The sequence below is a fragment of the Aneurinibacillus aneurinilyticus ATCC 12856 genome, from assembly GCF_000466385.1.
Lineage (GTDB): Bacteria > Bacillota > Bacilli > Aneurinibacillales > Aneurinibacillaceae > Aneurinibacillus > Aneurinibacillus aneurinilyticus.
Window position 1 is genome coordinate 1 of record NZ_KE952752.1, and the last position, 16,263, is coordinate 16,263.

The window sequence follows — 16,263 nt, forward strand, 5'->3', positions numbered from 1 at the left end:
TCTGGATCATACTGGATAATCAACACCCTTGATCTAAAACAAAAAAGTGGCTGTAATGTAGTCCAAAATAATTGAGTTAGATTAAACTACGCAAGATTGTTTAGACGATTGAGAAAATTGTATTGATTTTAAAAATATAATTGAGTATAATCCTACTATATATGAAAATGTATTTCGATTAATGAAACGGATTAGGGGCATTCTAAAATCTTTTAGTTATCACAGTTGTGTAGAGTTTAAGTGTAGTGACAGTCAAGTGTTATAAGGTACCAATCTATAGTTAATTTTACATTTATATAGAAATACCGTTTTAATAATTGAAATGAAAAAGGGGGTGTGAAAAGAACTGATGGCAGGGTACACGAACTTTCTTGTGGAAACGCTTTCTGAGAGGGTGATGATTATGAATGGTGCCGGAAACTGGCATTGTCCATGAAAGATCAAAGTAATCCAAATTTTTTGGGCCTTCGTTAGCACATAGGAGAAGGTTGAAACTCAAAAGTAAATACCGAAATATTTTTAACTTTTAAGGGGGTAAGCTATGCGTAAAGGGTTGGTATGGCAAATTGTCGCCGGTATGGTACTAGGACTATTGTTTGGATTTTTATCTAAACAATATGGTCAAGCAGTAAAGCCTCTTGGTGATATTTTTATTAACATGATAAAGATTGTCATTATCCCGCTTGTTTTTTCAGTGATTATTTCCAGTATTGCCAGCATGGGCAATTTAAAGAAAGTAGGTAAACTCGGGTTTAAGACACTCGTTTATTTTGAAATCATAACGACTATAGCTCTTATTGTAGGCTTGCTTGTTACCAATTTGACTCAGCCGGGTGTGGGTGTCAATATTAATCAATTGGAAGCAGGTGATATTCACAAATATACAGAAACAGCAGAGCATACCAAGCCTATTGACGTTTTAGTCGGTATTTTTTCACCTAATCTTTTTAAATCATTAGCCGAAGGAAAGATTCTTCCTGTCATATTTTTTGCTGTTATGTTTGGTATTGCGTTAGCTTCTATAGGAGAAAAAGGCAAAGTAGTAGTTCAGTTCTTCCATGGTGTTTCTGAAACGATGTTTGCTTTCGTTCATCTTGTGATGAGATTTGCACCATTCGGTGTTTTTGCTTTGATGGCTAATACGATTGCAACATATGGATTTACCTCTCTCATTCCATTGGGAAAATTGGTGATCATTAATCACCTTACAATTATCTTCTTTATTGTAGTCGTATTCGGCTTTATTGCGTGGCTTGCAAAAGTAAATCTATGGACACTAATTCGTAACTTAAAAGAGGAACTAGTTATCGGTTACGTAACGGATAGTACAGAAACAGTGATGCCTCAACTTATGGAGAAAATGACTCGATTCGGATGTGACCGTTCGGTAGTTTCATTTGTGATACCAACCGGATATACATTTAACCTAGATGGATCAGCTTTGTATCAGGCAATGGTTGTACCATTTATTGCGCAGTTATATGGCATCGAGCTAACGCTCATGGAACAATTTACGATTTTAATCGTATTGATGTTAACATCAAAGGGGATTGCGGCGGTACCTGGAGCATCATTCGCTGTTTTATCTGCCACACTTGCTGCTGTTGGCTTACCGGTAGAAGGTTTAGCTTTAGTTATCGGAATCGACCGTATTATGGATATGGCACGTGGGATAGTAAATATTATTGGACATTCGTTAGCCGCTATTGTTATATCCAAATGGGAGGGCCGTTTTGATCAAACAAAGGCAGTATTATTTAAAAATATGCCAGTTGTAACCGATGAAACGAAGATCGAATCATCTGTAAGTTAATCTATATAAGTTACACTTTATATTTTGACATGATAACGTGGTTGGAAGGAGGAGATTTGGAAAAAAGAAGAGGGTGGATGCGCCCTCCGCCCTTCCTTCTTATCTCTCACCACAAACATGTGCTGATTTATCAAATCAGATGTATATAGACCTCTATGCTTTTTCTCTTTCTTTTTATGCAATTATGAATTAAAAGGAATGGGTTCAAATTTAAGCTGCGAAGTTTATCTAATTATTTTAAGATAATATGATAATAAAGCCGTTTCTACGTAGCAGAGAAATGGCTTTATTTTTATTCATGCAAGCATACCAAGCAAAAACGATGAAGGGAAGGTATGCGACAATTGCTAGGTTATGCAATTGTGACTAGAAAAAGAACGGGGAAAAGACCATTTTTCTTGAAATAAAGCGATTTCTAAGTTGGCACGCTTATTGCTGACTATAAAATATTAAAGAAACAAAATGTGAAAAAAAGAGGTGCAATGGTTGTGAAGGAAGCAGTTGCAGTACAAAAGAGTGCAAAACAAAATGTCAGTGTCAGTGAACTGGAAGCGTTTCAATCAGTGCTGGGTGAAGCTGTAGAACGCCTTCATTATCCAGAAACGGTATATGAGCTCCTAAAAGAGCCAATGCGTGTACTTGAAGTAAACATTCCAGTTAAGATGGATGATGGTACAACAAAGATTTTCAAGGGATATCGTGCTCAGCATAACGATGCAATGGGACCAACAAAGGGCGGTATTCGCTTCCATCCAGACGTAACAGCAGATGAAGTAAGCGCATTATCTGGATGGATGAGCCTTAAATGTGGCATTACTGACTTGCCTTATGGTGGCGGAAAAGGCGGTGTCATCTGCGATCCCCGGACAATGAGTATGCGTGAGCTTGAGCGCTTAAGTCGTGCGTATGTTCGAGCTGTAAGCCAAATTGTAGGACCGTCTAAAGACATTCCTGCTCCAGATATGTACACCAACGCACAGATTATGGCCTGGATGTTGGATGAATACGACCATATCCGTGAATTTGACTCCCCGGGTTTCATTACTGGTAAGCCGTTGGCGCTGGGAGGCTCTAAAGGACGAGAAACAGCAACATCTCGTGGTCTATTCTATATTCTTCAATTCATTGCTGAGAAAAAACAAATGAAGCTTGAAGAAATGCGTGTGATTGTTCAGGGCTTTGGTAATGTTGGAAGCTATCTGGCGAAATATTTATATGAAGCTGGAGCCAAGGTAGTTGGTATTGCGGATGTTATGGGCGGCGTTTATGACGAAAACGGACTTGATATTCCATACCTAATGGAGAAGCGGGACTCATTCGGTGCTGTTACGCACCTGTTTGAAAATACAATTACCAATCAGGAATTGCTAGAGAAAGAATGTGACGTGTTAATTCCAGCCGCACTGGGCGGACAGATCACGGAAGAGAATGCACCACGTCTGAATTGTAGCATTGTCGTAGAGGCAGCTAACGGCCCGACAACTACAGGCGGCGGTAAAATCCTAAAAGAGAGAGGCATTACGGTTGTGCCGGACGTACTGGCCAATTCAGGTGGCGTAATTGTTTCTTATTTTGAATGGGTGCAGAACAACCAGGGATATTATTGGGAAGAAGATTTAGTTGATGAACGATTGAAAGCAAAAATGGAAGCAAGTTTCCAGAAAGTATATCAGACGGCAGAAGCGTATAAAACGGACATGCGCACGGCGGCTTATATGGTAGCTGTCCGGCGATTAGCGGAAGCATGCCGTCTGCGCGGATGGATTGATTAATTAATCCGTTCGCAGACAAAAGTCTACTCAACGGGGGGAATGCAAATTGGAATACCTTTTCGACGAAATGGAAGAAGCGATGACTCGTTACGTATGCCTGGCTACAGAGGAGAATAGATATGATTTCTCGCTTGTGTACAGTAAACTGTTCCAGGGAAAAAGTTTTGTTACCTGCTTGCAGAGCGGTAAAGCGCTGTTGTTATGCCACGATGATCTTCACAACGAAGAGTACTGGGTTAGCGGATTGAAAGTGGCCGAGCAGGATGTTGAAGCGATGAAGGCTTTTTTCACTACAGCTCTACCGGCATTCGCTCCCGCTGTTTCACAATATTAATCAATAACTTTATGCATTTTTGAATAATTCTATTCTTTGTTGCATGATTATACAGAGGTGACAGACATGTTGCCTAACAAATAGACAGGGTGGTGAAAGGCGTATTATAACAGCGTTTTCACTACCTTTCCTCTGCCTGTCTTAAGAGTTGGCATGAGTATTGCATTATTAAAAAGGTAAATCGAATAAAAAGTTCATGTGAGGGGGATTACGGAATGGCAGAAGCAAAAGCGACAGCGGGCACGGCATTACAAGGTGTAAGCGCAACACAAGTGCTGAAGATGTATATCGACGGTCAATGGGTAGAATCAGCGAGCGGCGAAACGCGTAATGTAATCAACCCGGCGAATGGCGAAGTCATTGCTGTAACAACGGAAGGAACAGTAGAAGACGTACGTAAGGCGGTAGCCGCAGCTAAGCGCGCATTTTATGAAGATGGCTGGATGGAGACGCCTGCAAGTGAGCGTGCCCGTCTGCTTTTCGAAGTAGCGAACAAACTGGAGCAAAGAGCGGAAGAGTTTGCATATCGTGAAACGATTGATAATGGTAAGCCGCTGCGTGAAACAGAATTTGACGTAGCTGATACGGTTGCTTGCTTCCGTTATTATGCGGGGATAGCTACCAAGCCGCATGGTCAAACATATGAAGTAGCCGATCCGATGCAAGCGATGGTTGTACGTGAGCCTATCGGAGTAGTCGGACAGATCATTCCTTGGAATTATCCATTGCTGATGTCTGCATGGAAATTGGCTCCGGCACTTGCGGCAGGTAATACGGTCGTCTTTAAGCCTTCTGAAGTGACTCCGGTTAATGCGATTAAGTTATTCGAAATCTTTGAAGAAGTTGGCTTCCCGAAAGGCGTCGTCAACCTTGTGCTTGGCGCCGGCCCAACAGTCGGAAATGAGATTGCCACAAACTTTGATATCGATAAAGTTGCCTTTACCGGCGGTACGGCAACCGGACGTAGCATTATGCAGGCTGCAACCGGCAACCTGAAGAAAATCTCTCTCGAACTTGGCGGTAAGTCCCCGAATATCGTGTTTGCCGATGCGGATTTTGAGGCGGCTGTTGATTATGCATTGTTCGGTATTTTCTGTAACCAGGGTCAAGTATGTTCCGCAGGCTCCCGTCTGCTTCTTGAAGAGAGCATCTATGATAAGTTCATTGAACGTCTCGTCGAGCGTGCGAAACAGATTAAGGTAGGTCCTGGAACAGCAGAAGAGACGGAAATGGGTCCGTTAGTTTCTGAAGCACATATGGAAAAAGTATTAAGCTACATTCAAATTGGTAAGGAAGAAGATGGCGCTACTCTTGTTTGCGGCGGAAATCGCATTACAGAAGGGGAGTTTGGCAAAGGGTTCTTTGTTGAACCAACTATCTTTGTTGATACAACGCCGAATATGCGTATCGTGAAGGAAGAAATCTTCGGTCCTGTCCTTGTAGTACAAAAGTTTAAAGATGAAGCAGATGCCATCTATCTTGCGAATGATACTGTTTATGGACTGGCGGGCGCTGTATTTACGCAAGATGGCGCAAAAGCACAGCGTGTTATCCGTAAGCTACGTGCGGGTATTACTTGGATTAATGCATACCATCCAACTTACAACGAAGCACCGTGGGGCGGTTACAAGCAAAGCGGTATCGGACGTGAGCTGGGCACCTTTGGTTTTGAAGAATATACAGAAGTGAAGCAGATTAATATTAATCTGCAGGTTGAACCAACTGGTTGGTTTAAGAACTAGAACGTAGCCAGACGGGCGATGATCACTCTAATTATTTCCGAGCTGGCACAGTCCAGCTCGGGGAATAAACAAAAAATCAAAACATGGAGGCTTCTATGAAAAACTATAACGAAATATACGAATATACTCAGAAGGTTTTGGGCATTATTGAAAAAGCAGAAGTAACACAAGAGGAAGCAAAATGGATTACAGAAGAAACGGTTAATGGATTCCGCGATAACGTAAACGCAGGATTTCTTGACTACCGTAAATCAGTTACCAAAGGTGGCCAATACGCATCCGTTGAGTGGAAGGATGCTGGTCTGAACTGCTTCATTGACGTAAACGGAAAAGAATACATTGACTGTCTGGGTGGATTCGGGATTTACAACGTGGGTCACAGCAATCCGAAAGTAGTTAAAGCAGTAAAAGATCAAATGAACAGACAACCGTTGCATAGCCAGGATTTGCTTGATCCACTTCGTGCCATGCTGGCAAAAACATTGGCGATGCTAACACCAGGCGACTTGAAATACTCTTTCTTCGGTAACAGCGGTACTGAAGCGGTAGAAGCGGCATTGAAAATGGCTAAAATCTACCACAGCGAAGAAGGTCGCAGCACATTCATTGCAACAACACGTGCATTCCACGGTAAGAGCTTAGGTTCACTTTCCGGTACAGCAAAAGGCGTATTCCGTAAGCCGTTCATGCCGCTAGTAAACGGATTCCGTCATGTTGCCTTCGGCGATATTGATATGATGCAAAAAACAATGCATGCTTGCCAGCTTGTTGGTGAAGATGTAGCGGCTGTTATTGTTGAGCCGATTCAAGGGGAAGGCGGCGTTATCATTCCTCCGGACGATTACCTTGCAAAATTACGTCAACTGTGTGACGATTACGGCGCATTGTTAATTTTCGACGAAGTACAAACAGGTATGGGTCGTACAGGTAAAATGTTCTGTGCTGAGCATTATGGTGTAACACCGGATATTATTACGCTTGCAAAAGCATTCGGTGGTGGAGTTATGCCAGCAAGTGCAACGGTTGCAACAGAAAAAGTATTCGAAAAACTGTTCGACAATCCGTTCCTGCATACAACTACTTTTGGTGGAAATCCGCTCGCATGTGCGGCTGCACTTGCTACAATTAATGTATTAATTGAAGAAAATCTGCCACAACGTGCTGCGGAGATGGGCGAATACATGCTGAACGGGTTGCGTGAAGCGGCTGCAGAGCATGGTGATAAAGTACTTGAAGTACGTGGTAAAGGCTTGCTAATCGGTATCGAATTTGTAAGCGATGAGATCGGCTACGAAGTTGCGAAAGGTTTCTTCGATAATGGTATCCTGACTGCTGGAACGTTGATTAACGCGAAGACAATCCGCATCGAGCCACCATTAACAATTGAAAAAGAGCAATGCGAAAAAGTATTTGCAACATTCTCCAAGGTATTGAAAGAAGTTAATAAATCCGTTCTCGTATAGGATGCGTGGGACGATGTCTATTCATTACCCGGTGATTAGCCCTTATTACGGGACGGTTGAACAAGTCATCCATCCGCTTTCCTCCTATTTTTACGAGTGGGATACATTGTTTCTGATTCGAACAGACGAGGGAGCAATTGAAGAAATTGTAGCAGATATCGACGGTTGTTTTCATTCTTGTGAAGTGATGGATGGCGACCGGGTTATTCCTGGCATGGTGCTGGCTTACATCCAAGAAGATATACAACGAACCGGCAGTGAATAATAGATATGTATGTAATATCGAATAGTGGCAAGCAGGGGGCGTGGGGAATACCAACGTTTCCCTGCTTGTTCTTATATGTATGCAATTGTGTATAATAGAATTATAGTGTGCATAACTTTCTGAAATGGAAGGAGGAAGAGAATAATGTTGGTATTTACCGAAGACAATGTACGTGATATCCTTTCAATTTCTACGGACATGTCATTTGCCGAAGTGGAACACTGCTTGGCCAAGCAAAAGGAGCCTGTGCTATTCGTTAAGAAAAAGGATGAGATATTAGGATATATCCGAGCGCAGGATTTGGCAGGAGAGGTGGAGAACGAAGGACGGGATCGGCAGTTTTGGTTGTCTCATCTTATCCCATTGCATTTCGCCTATCATATTTATCAGGATGTTTCGGTTTCTGATGTATTTAAGCTTTTAGGTGAAGAAGTTGTTATTGTAAGGAATAAAAGGGATGAGGTATGCGGGTATTTGCGCCGGGAAGACATTCTCATCGAACTGCTTCGTCAGGATAACCATCATATCGACTTGTTTCGTACGATTCTCTCATCCATTCCAATGGGGATTTTTGTTGTTGACAGACAGGGCAACATTGTTAATTACAACGATGAAGGTCTTCGCATGATTCGATGGGAGAAGGAGCAGTTGCATAATCGTCCAGCCAAGGATATCTTCGGCTCGGAGCATATTGATCGGGTATTTGCGACAGGTGATACGATTCTCAACCAATTGCACCTTCGACCAGAGATGGGGATACTGGCGGATTATAGCCCGATTTTAACACCAGAACATGAAGTGAAGGGCGTTATTATTGTCGTCCAGGATTTGCCTATGCTCGAAGATATGGCGATGGAGCTCGATTATGTTAAGGATTTGAACACAGATCTTAAAGCGATTCTTTCTACTATCTATGATGAAATTCTAGTCGTTAATCCTAAGGGAGAACTGCTACGCTTTAGTGATAATAATGTTATTAATTTTAGGCAGGGTGATTTGAAAGATTTAGTGGGAAAAAACCTTCTTGAATTAGAGGATAAAGGTATATTCAAGCCGTCTGTAACCCGCCTCGTGCTAGAACAAAAGCGAAAAGTATCGGTAATTCAAGATGTAAGCAATGGCCGGAAAGTACTTGCGGTTGGAAATCCTGTGTTTGATGAAGCTGGCCAAATCGAGCGCATCGTCATCGCTTCGCGCGACATCACAGAGACGACCAAGCTGAAAAGCGAACTGCGTGAAATGAAGAAATTATCCCAACAATACAAAGAGGAACTTGAAAGCCTAAAGAGTAGGCATACGCTTAATCGAAGCGTCGTCTATTGTAGCCCTAAAATTGATCGAATTATGCGGGAAATTGAGAAAATCGCCCGGTTCTCTTCTACGGTTTTGCTGACCGGGGAATCAGGTGTTGGTAAGGAAGTGTTTGCCAAGGCAATTCACCAGCTAGGTGTCCGCGCAAATCGCCCTTTCCTAAAAATTAATTGTGGGGCGATTCCGGAGAATTTGCTGGAGAGCGAGCTGTTTGGCTACGAGAAAGGGGCTTTTACAGGAGCAGATCCAAAAGGCAAGGAAGGATACTTTCAGAAGGCGAATAGTGGTGTGCTTTTCCTTGATGAAATTGGAGAAATGCCACTCTCTTTGCAGGTAAAACTATTGAGAGTATTGCAGGAACGGGAAGTTATTCCAGTGGGCAGTACACAGTCTGTTCAGGTGGATGTGCAAATTGTTGCCGCCACGAATAAGAATCTTGAACAGAAAGTAGAGGAAGGAAGCTTCCGCGAAGATTTATTCTATCGTTTGAATGTAATCCCGATTCATATTCCACCACTGCGGGAACGTCCAGAGGATATTCCGGTATTGGCTTATTATTTTCTACAGAAGCTCAACGAGACGTACCATCGGGATATCCAGCTTAGTCCAGATGCGCTTAACTTGTTGGAGGTGTATTCCTGGCCGGGGAATGTACGGGAGTTGCAGAATATGATTGAGCGTGCGGTCGTGACAACTGAAGAAGAATTAATTCAGGCTGATCATCTGAATCGGTTTCTTCAATGGAAGAAAGCATCGACAAAAGTAAAACCGATTATTACGAATCTGATTCCATTACAAGAAGCGCTTGAGGATGTGGAAGAGCAATTAATTCTTCTGGCAATGGAACGTTATAAGACGACGACGATGGCTGCCAAAGTGCTGGGAATTAGTCAGTCTTCTGTAAGTCGTAAATATCAAAAAATATTGCAAAAACAGGCAAGTATGCATGTATAACTTCATGTTCCCCATCCCCCGTAAGCTAGCATGAGCGTACCGGGGTATGGGGTTTTTTGTCGAACGAAAAAGCCGAAGAAGTCGAACTTAATTCTGATAATTTAGTTGCGAATCATGTATACTAATGATCGGTTGGTATTCACACTAGATAAGTTTTTCATAATTACAACCTTTATTACTATGATATAAGGGGAAATGAAATGGTGAGCGGGGAAGAAATATGTAGGTTTGACAGTCAAGCGTTTTCTTGTTTTGATAATATGGTAGAAACATTAATGCACGAAGCGAATGAGCAAATCGTGCGTATTGATACTGGAGACAAGAAGAATACGAATTTGGAAAGAATGTATGCCAGATGGCGACTTCAACATCTTCAGCAATGTTTCGGTGAATGTGTTCCCGGTGTATATCGAAGTACATACAATTCGCTCTGGAGTCAACTGTATCGGCTTGAACACCAGGCTGGCTATAGGAATCCTTATGTGGTGTACTTATTGGAAAAAGTCTTGTGCCGGGACTCTTCCAGTGTTGTATAAGAGCCGTCCTTAAAAAGAGGACGGTTTTTTTGATGGAAAGAAAAGCGTATAAAACAGAGACGAACGGCTGCACCACATACTTTGTATGAACGATCAATAGGTAAGAAGATTTAAGGTTAACTTAAGTAAAGGAATTCCTAGTATATGATATAATGGCGGAAAAAAGCACCGTAAGCAGCGGTTTTGAGGTGACAAATGTGTTGATAATGCCGGATATTTCCGCCAAGAAGATTCTGCTGGTTGACGATGAAGCGGATATTCTGCATTTATTGGAAACCGTATTGAAAAAAGAAGGATTCATTCATATATATAAAGCTTTCAATGGACGAGAGAGTATTGAGTTATGCCGCAGGGAACAACCCGATATTATCGTGCTTGATATAATGTTACCGGATATGAACGGATTCGAGGTGTGTCAGATTTTACGTGATATGACGGTGGCCCCCATTTTGTTCTTATCGGCGAAGAGTGAAGATATGGACAAGATTCTCGGCCTCGGTCTCGGTGGTGATGATTATATTACGAAGCCGTTCAGTCCGAAGGAAGTGGCATACCGGATAAAAGCGTATTTTCGTCGTCACCAGTATTTTCATAAGAAGGATGAGATGCCTGTATATTCGTTCGGTGATATCGAAGTCGATGAGAAAAGAGCAGAAGTTAGAAAATCCGGCAAGCTGGTATCATTGACGGCCAAAGAATATCAATTGCTGTTGTTCCTTGCGCGTCATCCTAACCAAATCTTTAGTAAAAGCAAGCTTTATGAAGCAGTGTGGGGAGAGGAATATTTCGGATATGATAATACAATTATGGTTCATATAAGGCATCTGCGCGAGAAGCTTGAAGACAATCCATCCGCACCTGTGTATGTGCTAACAATACGAGGTCTGGGATATAAGCTGAGGGATGGGAGCGCTGGTTTGTGAAGTGGAAAATGACGGGATTGTTCCTCATCCCGCTTTTATTAATGACGGTTGCGTTTACGGCCATTAATTTGACAGCCGCTTTTTACTTTCTTTCAGGAGAGGAAAATCCTGAAAAAGAGGCAAGTGAGTCTTTTTTCTCTTATACAGAATATACGGTTGCCTTTGCCCGCTTTATTACATTTGTTAAAGGGAAGCCGAGTATTACAGAGGAGGGGCAAGCGCAGCTTATTCAACGCAAAGCGTGGATTCAAATTCTAGATCCGAATGGAAATGAGGCATATTCATTACGTAGGCCGGAAAGTGCTCCTGTTCGCTACACGCCGGGCGAACTTGTTCATTATTATAAATACTCTGGTGCTATTGAGGATTCTACCCTGTTTGTCAGTTGGGTAAGCAAGGATGATGAGAAATGGACGTATATTATCGGGTATCCTATGTCGTATATCGCAAAATATATGGTGGAGTTTAATCCGCTTCGAATTATGACCTTCTGGAAAGAAGGAATCCTGACTGTGCTGGGGTTAACTTTCCTAATGGTGCTTACGATAGGATACTTCTTCGGACGCAAGCTAACTAAACCGCTTGTAGAAATCATTAACGGAATTAAGCTACTTGCACAGGGACGCTATATGGTTAAATATCAGCCCGAAGGCTTGTATAAGGATGTATATCAGAGTTTGAACCAATTGGCGGATGCCCTCCAGGCAAGTGCGGTGCAACGTGCACGTACTGAAAAAATGCGTGACGAATGGGTAACAAACCTCTCTCACGATATTAAAACACCCCTTTCTTCCATTCAAGGGTATGGTGAGATACTGGCAGACCTGGAATATGAAATTGTCGCCGATGAACGGAGAAAGTACGCAGAAATTATTGTTGGTAAGACACGGTACATAGAAAGCCTGCTGGATGATCTGCGTCTGACCTATCAATTGAAAAATCATCTGCTTCCTTTAGATAAAAAGGAAAGCAACATAGTGGAGATGTTGCGTCAGATTATTATTGACTTATTGAATGACCCGCAATACGGAAGCTGTAAGATGGAGTTTATTCCTGAATGTGAGCAGGTTTTTCTTGTTTTTGACCACGGGTTTTTAACTCGGGCATTTACGAATCTTATCTATAATGCAGTCATTCATAATCCTCCAAATACACAGGTACAGATTCAGGTAATGGAACGGGAAAAAGCGGTGGAGATTATCGTGGAAGACAATGGTCGGGGGATTGAGGAAGAAGAAGTTAAGAGGTTATTCACACGATATTATCGGGGTACGAACACGAATGAGAGACATCAGGGCTCGGGCCTTGGTATGGCAATTGCCAAGCAAATTATTGAAGCACACCAGGGAATTATTGAGGTGAAGAGCCGGATCGGAGAAGGAACATGCATCCGTATCCTATTCCCAAAAACAGAAAAAGAACCGCCGGAACGATAAAATGTATCCGGGGGTTCTTTTTCTCATTACATGGAAGAATTATTTGTTCATGTACGGAGCGAGGAATTGCTTGACTACTTCCTGCATGGCTGGAGATAGGCGATTGTACATTTCCAGCATCTCCGGTGTTACAGTGAAATCTTTATTGTTCTCAAGAAATTCCTTTGCATTTTTGGACATGGCTTCGAACAATATCATCTGCTCTTTCTCTGGAAGCTGGAGAGCGTTTTCAAACATTTGCTGGAACATTTTCATTTGCTCATTTGTCATAATTTACCCTCGTTTCTTGGTATGAATATTCCCTATCTATTATACCTTGTAAGCGCGTTTCGTAAAATTGAAATAAAAATGAACGCTTGGGCTATATCGGACCAATATAAAGTACGGCAGGAGAGAAAGGAGGGGGAGGCATGGGAGAAAACAGAGACGAAGAACTGCAAAATATCATCAGTCGGGCAGTAGCAGGAGACAAAGCGGCTTTTAGTATGCTGTATGATTGTACAATTCGAAATGTGAGCGGAACAGTGCGGTTTTTACTGGATGATAAAGCAGGTTTTGAGGATGTTGTGCAGGAGATTTATATCGAAGTATACAAGTCGTTGCCAAAATTTGATCTTGGCCGATCATTTCATTCCTGGGTTATCGGTATTGCAATACGGCAGGTGAATAGTTACCGGCGCAAGACCTGGCGTTTATTCCGTCTGCTGGAGAAGAATCGGCAGTATGAAACACAGGGGATAGAACCGGACTTTGCAGCCAATGTAGCAGACAGATTGGATTCCAGAGAGTTGGTTGAACAGATTGACAGGCTGCCGTACAAATACAGACAGGTAATTGTTCTACGATATTTGCACGAATATTCACAGGAAGAAATTGCACGTGTCCTCGGGATTCCAATAGGGACGGTCAAGTCGAGAATTCATACCGCGTTAAGGAAGCTGAAAGGCGGGCGAAGTGCTGAAGAATATTTCTTACGAAAGGTGGGAGAAAGACATGGACTTTGAAAAGCAGATTCGTCAGTCGTTAAAGACAGAAGCAGAAAAGGCGAGCGGGACGGAGGGCATGAAAGAGAAAGTAATGAATAATATTTTTTTGAAAAAGGGGCGAACAAGAATGAAGAAACGATTATTGGCGGGAATTATGGCAACGGCTATTTTGATACCGACGGCTGGATTTGCAGGATATTCCTATTTGTCTGACCGTATTTTCGGTTCGCAGGATAACTTCATATCCCAGGGCGGAAGCGGAGCAGAGTATGCGCATATAGAAGAAAAATTAACGCAGGCCAAGCGGGCACTGAATGAAAAGGAATATGCGGAGCTAGAGCAATTGCTGAAGGAAATTGCGCGATATCACGCAAAGATGGCTGAGCCGGGTGGAAAGTTGAATGTGGACCGGCTAACAAAGGAAGAAAAACAGCGGTACAATCAATTGGAAAAAGAAATGGAGCCTTATGCAGCCAAAATAACGGTAAAAGAAGATAATCCTGTCGATATTTTGACGATAGAGGAATCACAAAAACTGTTGTCATTTCCTGTACATCATCCTTCATATGTACCGGAGGGATACACTTTGGGTAGCGCAGTAGGAGTAATGGATGCTAATGCTAAAAAGAGTAAGCCAGTCATTAATATGTATTATGAGCATGGAGATGCAGGCATAGGAATTTTCCAGCAGGAGATAAGGGCTGGAGAGCAAGTTGGAATGCCGGATGAATATGAAAGGATACAAAAATACAAGCTGGAAAGCTATGAGGTAACGTTCGGTCAGGGCGGCTCTGATAAAGAGGACGGGCTTTCCTTGGTTGTTCCCGCGCAAGGCGGCAAGAGTGCATATCGAATTTATGTAGCGGGTAAACTTCCGCAAGCGGAGTTAGAAAAAATTGCGCTGTCTATCGTGCATCAATAGCTGTGATTTTTTGGAGAGGAAGCAGGCGTGCTAGCAAGCCTGCTTCTTTTTTGTTTCATAGGAAATTAAGCCAAATTTAAGGGAAGCTGAAAGAAGCGTTAAGAAAGGAAGAATACAATGGGAACCAGTCAATACAGATAAGGGGAGAAAAAGATGGCTGCGTTCGTAATTGAAACTAATAATCTAACAAAGACATTCAAAGGATTTAAGCCTGTTGATGCGCTTTCACTACAGGTAAAAAAAGGAGAAGTATACGGGTTTCTTGGGCCGAATGGCGCGGGGAAAACGACAACTATCCGTATGCTACTCGGTCTAATTCGGCCAACAAAAGGAGAGGTGCGAATTTTTGGTAAGCCATTAGAACGTTATCGCCTTGAGATCGCAAGAAAAATCGGTTCGATGGTAGAAACCCCCTCCTATTATGGTCATTTGACCGGTTATGAAAACCTTGAGATTACACGTAAGCTGTTAGATGCTGAGCGCAAGGATATCGACCGGGTGCTGGAGATTGTCCGTTTAACAGAGTGGCGGAACACGAAAGTCAAAACATATTCTCTTGGAATGAAGCAGCGTCTCGGAATCGCGCAGGCGCTTATCGGAAAGCCCGAGCTGCTTATCCTCGATGAACCAACGAACGGGCTGGACCCGGCGGGTATCCATGAGATTCGTGACTTAATAGTTACCTTGCCCGAGCAAATGAATATGACTGTACTTGTTTCCAGTCATATTCTTCAAGAAGTAGAGCGTATTGCTGATCGGGTAGGAATTATTAATCATGGTAAGCTGTTGTTTCAAGGGGAGCTTGCGGAGCTTCAGAGTCGAAGCCAGGCTAAAATATACGTGGAGGCAGATCGGCCGGACGAAGCCGCACGCCTACTTTTCAATACCGGGTATCGTATTGAAAAGCGTGAGGGCGCTCTTTATATTGATGCAGATAAAAGCCGGGCTGCAGAGATAAACAAAAGCCTTATTCTTAATGGGTATGATGTGTCACACATTAGCGAGGAAAGAAAGTCGCTGGAGGATATTTTCCTCGAAATGACAAAGGAGGCACAAAGCGTATGAGGCTGCCGGATGTTTTCGCTACGGAAGTATATAAACAGAAAAATGGCATCATGTGGTGGCTTGTCATAGGTGGTCCGCTACTTATTGCAGGTCTTATATTCATTGATGTATGGGTCCGCTACGATTATTTGCTTACGAAAAACAGAAGTGCTGAACTTGGGCCATGGGGCATCATGCTGGGAGAAGCGGTATATTTGTGGGCGATGTTTATGCCTATGGGTATCACACTTATCGCTGCGATTGTGCATTATCGCGAATTCAGTGAGAATGCGTGGAAGCATCTGCTTAGTTTACCGGTGACGCGCGGTAGCGTATATGTATCCAAATGGCTGCTTATTGTATTGCTTACCTATCTTGCAATTCTCTTTCTTATGCTGGGTTTTTTCGTAGCTGGTAAAATCATCGGACTTTCTGCGCCGTTTGCTTTTGGATCATACGGTCGTTATGCATTGTACCAGGCGGTGGGTGCACTTGGTATTATTAGTATTCAGCACTGGTTAAGCTCGCGATTCAAAAATGTAATAATGCCTGTTGCTATAGGAATAGGGTTAAGTGTATGTGCGATTTTCCTCGCTCAATCAAAAGTGCTCAGCTTTTTTCCTCATGCAACGATTTTATATACGATGCCGTTCGAAGGCGTGGAGAATAATCGTCCGTTGCTAAGCGGTTTGATCGCAGGACCGGTGTTGCTGGTACTAGGGCTGCTTGAATTCAGAAGACGGGATATCGTATAGGGGGAGA

The 16,263-nt window shown here is 42.7% G+C and carries 15 protein-coding genes; 14 read left to right on the plus strand and 1 reads right to left on the minus strand.

The features are described 5' to 3' along the window. Window positions 1-541: 541 nt before the first annotated feature. The 10 genes from HMPREF0083_RS08755 to HMPREF0083_RS08800 all read left to right on the plus strand — a co-directional run bounded on the left by HMPREF0083_RS08755 (window position 542) and on the right by HMPREF0083_RS08800 (window position 12,549). Entirely contained in the window at window positions 542-1,813 is a 1,272-nt protein-coding gene (locus tag HMPREF0083_RS08755; protein WP_021620881.1) for a dicarboxylate/amino acid:cation symporter, read from the plus strand. Between the two features lie 482 nt (window positions 1,814-2,295). Then, window positions 2,296-3,585 (plus strand): Glu/Leu/Phe/Val family dehydrogenase, encoded by a 1,290-nt coding sequence (locus HMPREF0083_RS08760; RefSeq protein WP_040302150.1) that lies wholly within the window; start codon window positions 2,296-2,298, stop codon window positions 3,583-3,585. A gap of 46 nt (window positions 3,586-3,631) precedes the next feature. Continuing rightward, window positions 3,632-3,919, plus strand: a complete 288-nt coding sequence (locus tag HMPREF0083_RS08765; RefSeq protein WP_043064376.1) for an SAV0927 family protein — start codon at window positions 3,632-3,634, stop codon at window positions 3,917-3,919. Window positions 3,920-4,134: 215 nt separating this feature from the next. Next, window positions 4,135-5,661, plus strand: coding sequence for an aldehyde dehydrogenase family protein (locus tag HMPREF0083_RS08770; protein WP_021620885.1), 1,527 nt, complete (start codon window positions 4,135-4,137; stop codon window positions 5,659-5,661). A 95-nt stretch (window positions 5,662-5,756) separates the two neighbouring features. Next, the gene (locus HMPREF0083_RS08775; RefSeq protein WP_370951300.1) at window positions 5,757-7,124 is read left to right on the plus strand and encodes a putrescine aminotransferase; all 1,368 of its coding nucleotides are present in this window, start codon (window positions 5,757-5,759) and stop codon (window positions 7,122-7,124) included. Between the two features lie 13 nt (window positions 7,125-7,137). Further along, a complete protein-coding gene (locus tag HMPREF0083_RS08780; protein ID WP_148315929.1) occupies window positions 7,138-7,389 on the plus strand; it encodes a biotin/lipoyl attachment domain-containing protein in 252 nt (83 codons plus the stop codon). Between the two features lie 144 nt (window positions 7,390-7,533). Continuing rightward, window positions 7,534-9,654: a sigma 54-interacting transcriptional regulator gene (locus tag HMPREF0083_RS08785; RefSeq protein ID WP_021620888.1), complete on the plus strand. Its 2,121-nt coding sequence runs from the start codon at window positions 7,534-7,536 to the stop codon at window positions 9,652-9,654. Window positions 9,655-9,854: 200 nt separating this feature from the next. After that, window positions 9,855-10,190, plus strand: coding sequence for a hypothetical protein (locus HMPREF0083_RS08790; protein ID WP_021620889.1), 336 nt, complete (start codon window positions 9,855-9,857; stop codon window positions 10,188-10,190). A gap of 206 nt (window positions 10,191-10,396) precedes the next feature. Next, window positions 10,397-11,113 carry a response regulator transcription factor gene (locus HMPREF0083_RS08795; protein ID WP_040302166.1) on the plus strand — a complete coding sequence of 239 codons (717 nt, stop codon included), beginning with the start codon at window positions 10,397-10,399 and terminating at the stop codon, window positions 11,111-11,113. Then, window positions 11,110-12,549, plus strand: a complete 1,440-nt coding sequence (locus HMPREF0083_RS08800; protein WP_021620891.1) for a HAMP domain-containing sensor histidine kinase — start codon at window positions 11,110-11,112, stop codon at window positions 12,547-12,549. Before HMPREF0083_RS08795 ends, HMPREF0083_RS08800 begins: the two co-directional genes overlap by 4 nt. A 39-nt stretch (window positions 12,550-12,588) precedes the next feature. On the opposite strand, the gene HMPREF0083_RS08805 is transcribed toward HMPREF0083_RS08800, so the two are convergent. Further along, the gene (locus HMPREF0083_RS08805; protein ID WP_021620892.1) at window positions 12,589-12,819 is read right to left on the minus strand and encodes a hypothetical protein; all 231 of its coding nucleotides are present in this window, start codon (window positions 12,817-12,819) and stop codon (window positions 12,589-12,591) included. A gap of 140 nt (window positions 12,820-12,959) precedes the next feature. Between HMPREF0083_RS08805 and HMPREF0083_RS08810 the strand changes: the two genes are divergently transcribed. The 4 genes from HMPREF0083_RS08810 (at window position 12,960) to HMPREF0083_RS08825 (ending at window position 16,256) form a co-directional block, all read left to right on the plus strand. Beyond that, window positions 12,960-13,553 (plus strand): sigma-70 family RNA polymerase sigma factor, encoded by a 594-nt coding sequence (locus HMPREF0083_RS08810; RefSeq protein WP_021620893.1) that lies wholly within the window; start codon window positions 12,960-12,962, stop codon window positions 13,551-13,553. Then, window positions 13,543-14,457 (plus strand): DUF3600 domain-containing protein, encoded by a 915-nt coding sequence (locus HMPREF0083_RS08815; protein WP_021620894.1) that lies wholly within the window; start codon window positions 13,543-13,545, stop codon window positions 14,455-14,457. The genes HMPREF0083_RS08810 and HMPREF0083_RS08815 overlap by 11 nt, the downstream gene beginning before the upstream one ends. 153 nt (window positions 14,458-14,610) lie before the next feature. Beyond that, entirely contained in the window at window positions 14,611-15,522 is a 912-nt protein-coding gene (locus tag HMPREF0083_RS08820) for an ABC transporter ATP-binding protein (protein ID WP_021620895.1), read from the plus strand. Further along, the gene (locus HMPREF0083_RS08825) at window positions 15,519-16,256 is read left to right on the plus strand and encodes an ABC transporter permease (protein ID WP_021620896.1); all 738 of its coding nucleotides are present in this window, start codon (window positions 15,519-15,521) and stop codon (window positions 16,254-16,256) included. The genes HMPREF0083_RS08820 and HMPREF0083_RS08825 overlap by 4 nt, the downstream gene beginning before the upstream one ends. Window positions 16,257-16,263: the final 7 nt, after the last annotated feature.

Excerpts from the sequence above, each read along its gene's own strand:
- HMPREF0083_RS08755 (WP_021620881.1), top strand. The coding sequence starts at position 542 with ATGCGTAAAGGGTTGGTATGGCAAATTGTCGCCGGTATGGTACTAGGA.
- HMPREF0083_RS08760 (WP_040302150.1), top strand. The coding sequence starts at position 2,296 with ATGGTTGTGAAGGAAGCAGTTGCAGTACAAAAGAGTGCAAAACAAAAT.
- HMPREF0083_RS08770 (WP_021620885.1), top strand. The coding sequence starts at position 4,135 with ATGGCAGAAGCAAAAGCGACAGCGGGCACGGCATTACAAGGTGTAAGC.
- HMPREF0083_RS08775 (WP_370951300.1), top strand. The coding sequence starts at position 5,757 with ATGAAAAACTATAACGAAATATACGAATATACTCAGAAGGTTTTGGGC.
- HMPREF0083_RS08780 (WP_148315929.1), top strand. The coding sequence starts at position 7,138 with ATGTCTATTCATTACCCGGTGATTAGCCCTTATTACGGGACGGTTGAA.
- HMPREF0083_RS08785 (WP_021620888.1), top strand. The coding sequence starts at position 7,534 with ATGTTGGTATTTACCGAAGACAATGTACGTGATATCCTTTCAATTTCT.
- HMPREF0083_RS08790 (WP_021620889.1), top strand. The coding sequence starts at position 9,855 with ATGGTGAGCGGGGAAGAAATATGTAGGTTTGACAGTCAAGCGTTTTCT.
- HMPREF0083_RS08795 (WP_040302166.1), top strand. The coding sequence starts at position 10,397 with ATGCCGGATATTTCCGCCAAGAAGATTCTGCTGGTTGACGATGAAGCG.
- HMPREF0083_RS08805 (WP_021620892.1), bottom strand. The coding sequence starts at position 12,819 with ATGACAAATGAGCAAATGAAAATGTTCCAGCAAATGTTTGAAAACGCT.
- HMPREF0083_RS08810 (WP_021620893.1), top strand. The coding sequence starts at position 12,960 with ATGGGAGAAAACAGAGACGAAGAACTGCAAAATATCATCAGTCGGGCA.
- HMPREF0083_RS08815 (WP_021620894.1), top strand. The coding sequence starts at position 13,543 with ATGGACTTTGAAAAGCAGATTCGTCAGTCGTTAAAGACAGAAGCAGAA.
- HMPREF0083_RS08820 (WP_021620895.1), top strand. The coding sequence starts at position 14,611 with ATGGCTGCGTTCGTAATTGAAACTAATAATCTAACAAAGACATTCAAA.
- HMPREF0083_RS08825 (WP_021620896.1), top strand. The coding sequence starts at position 15,519 with ATGAGGCTGCCGGATGTTTTCGCTACGGAAGTATATAAACAGAAAAAT.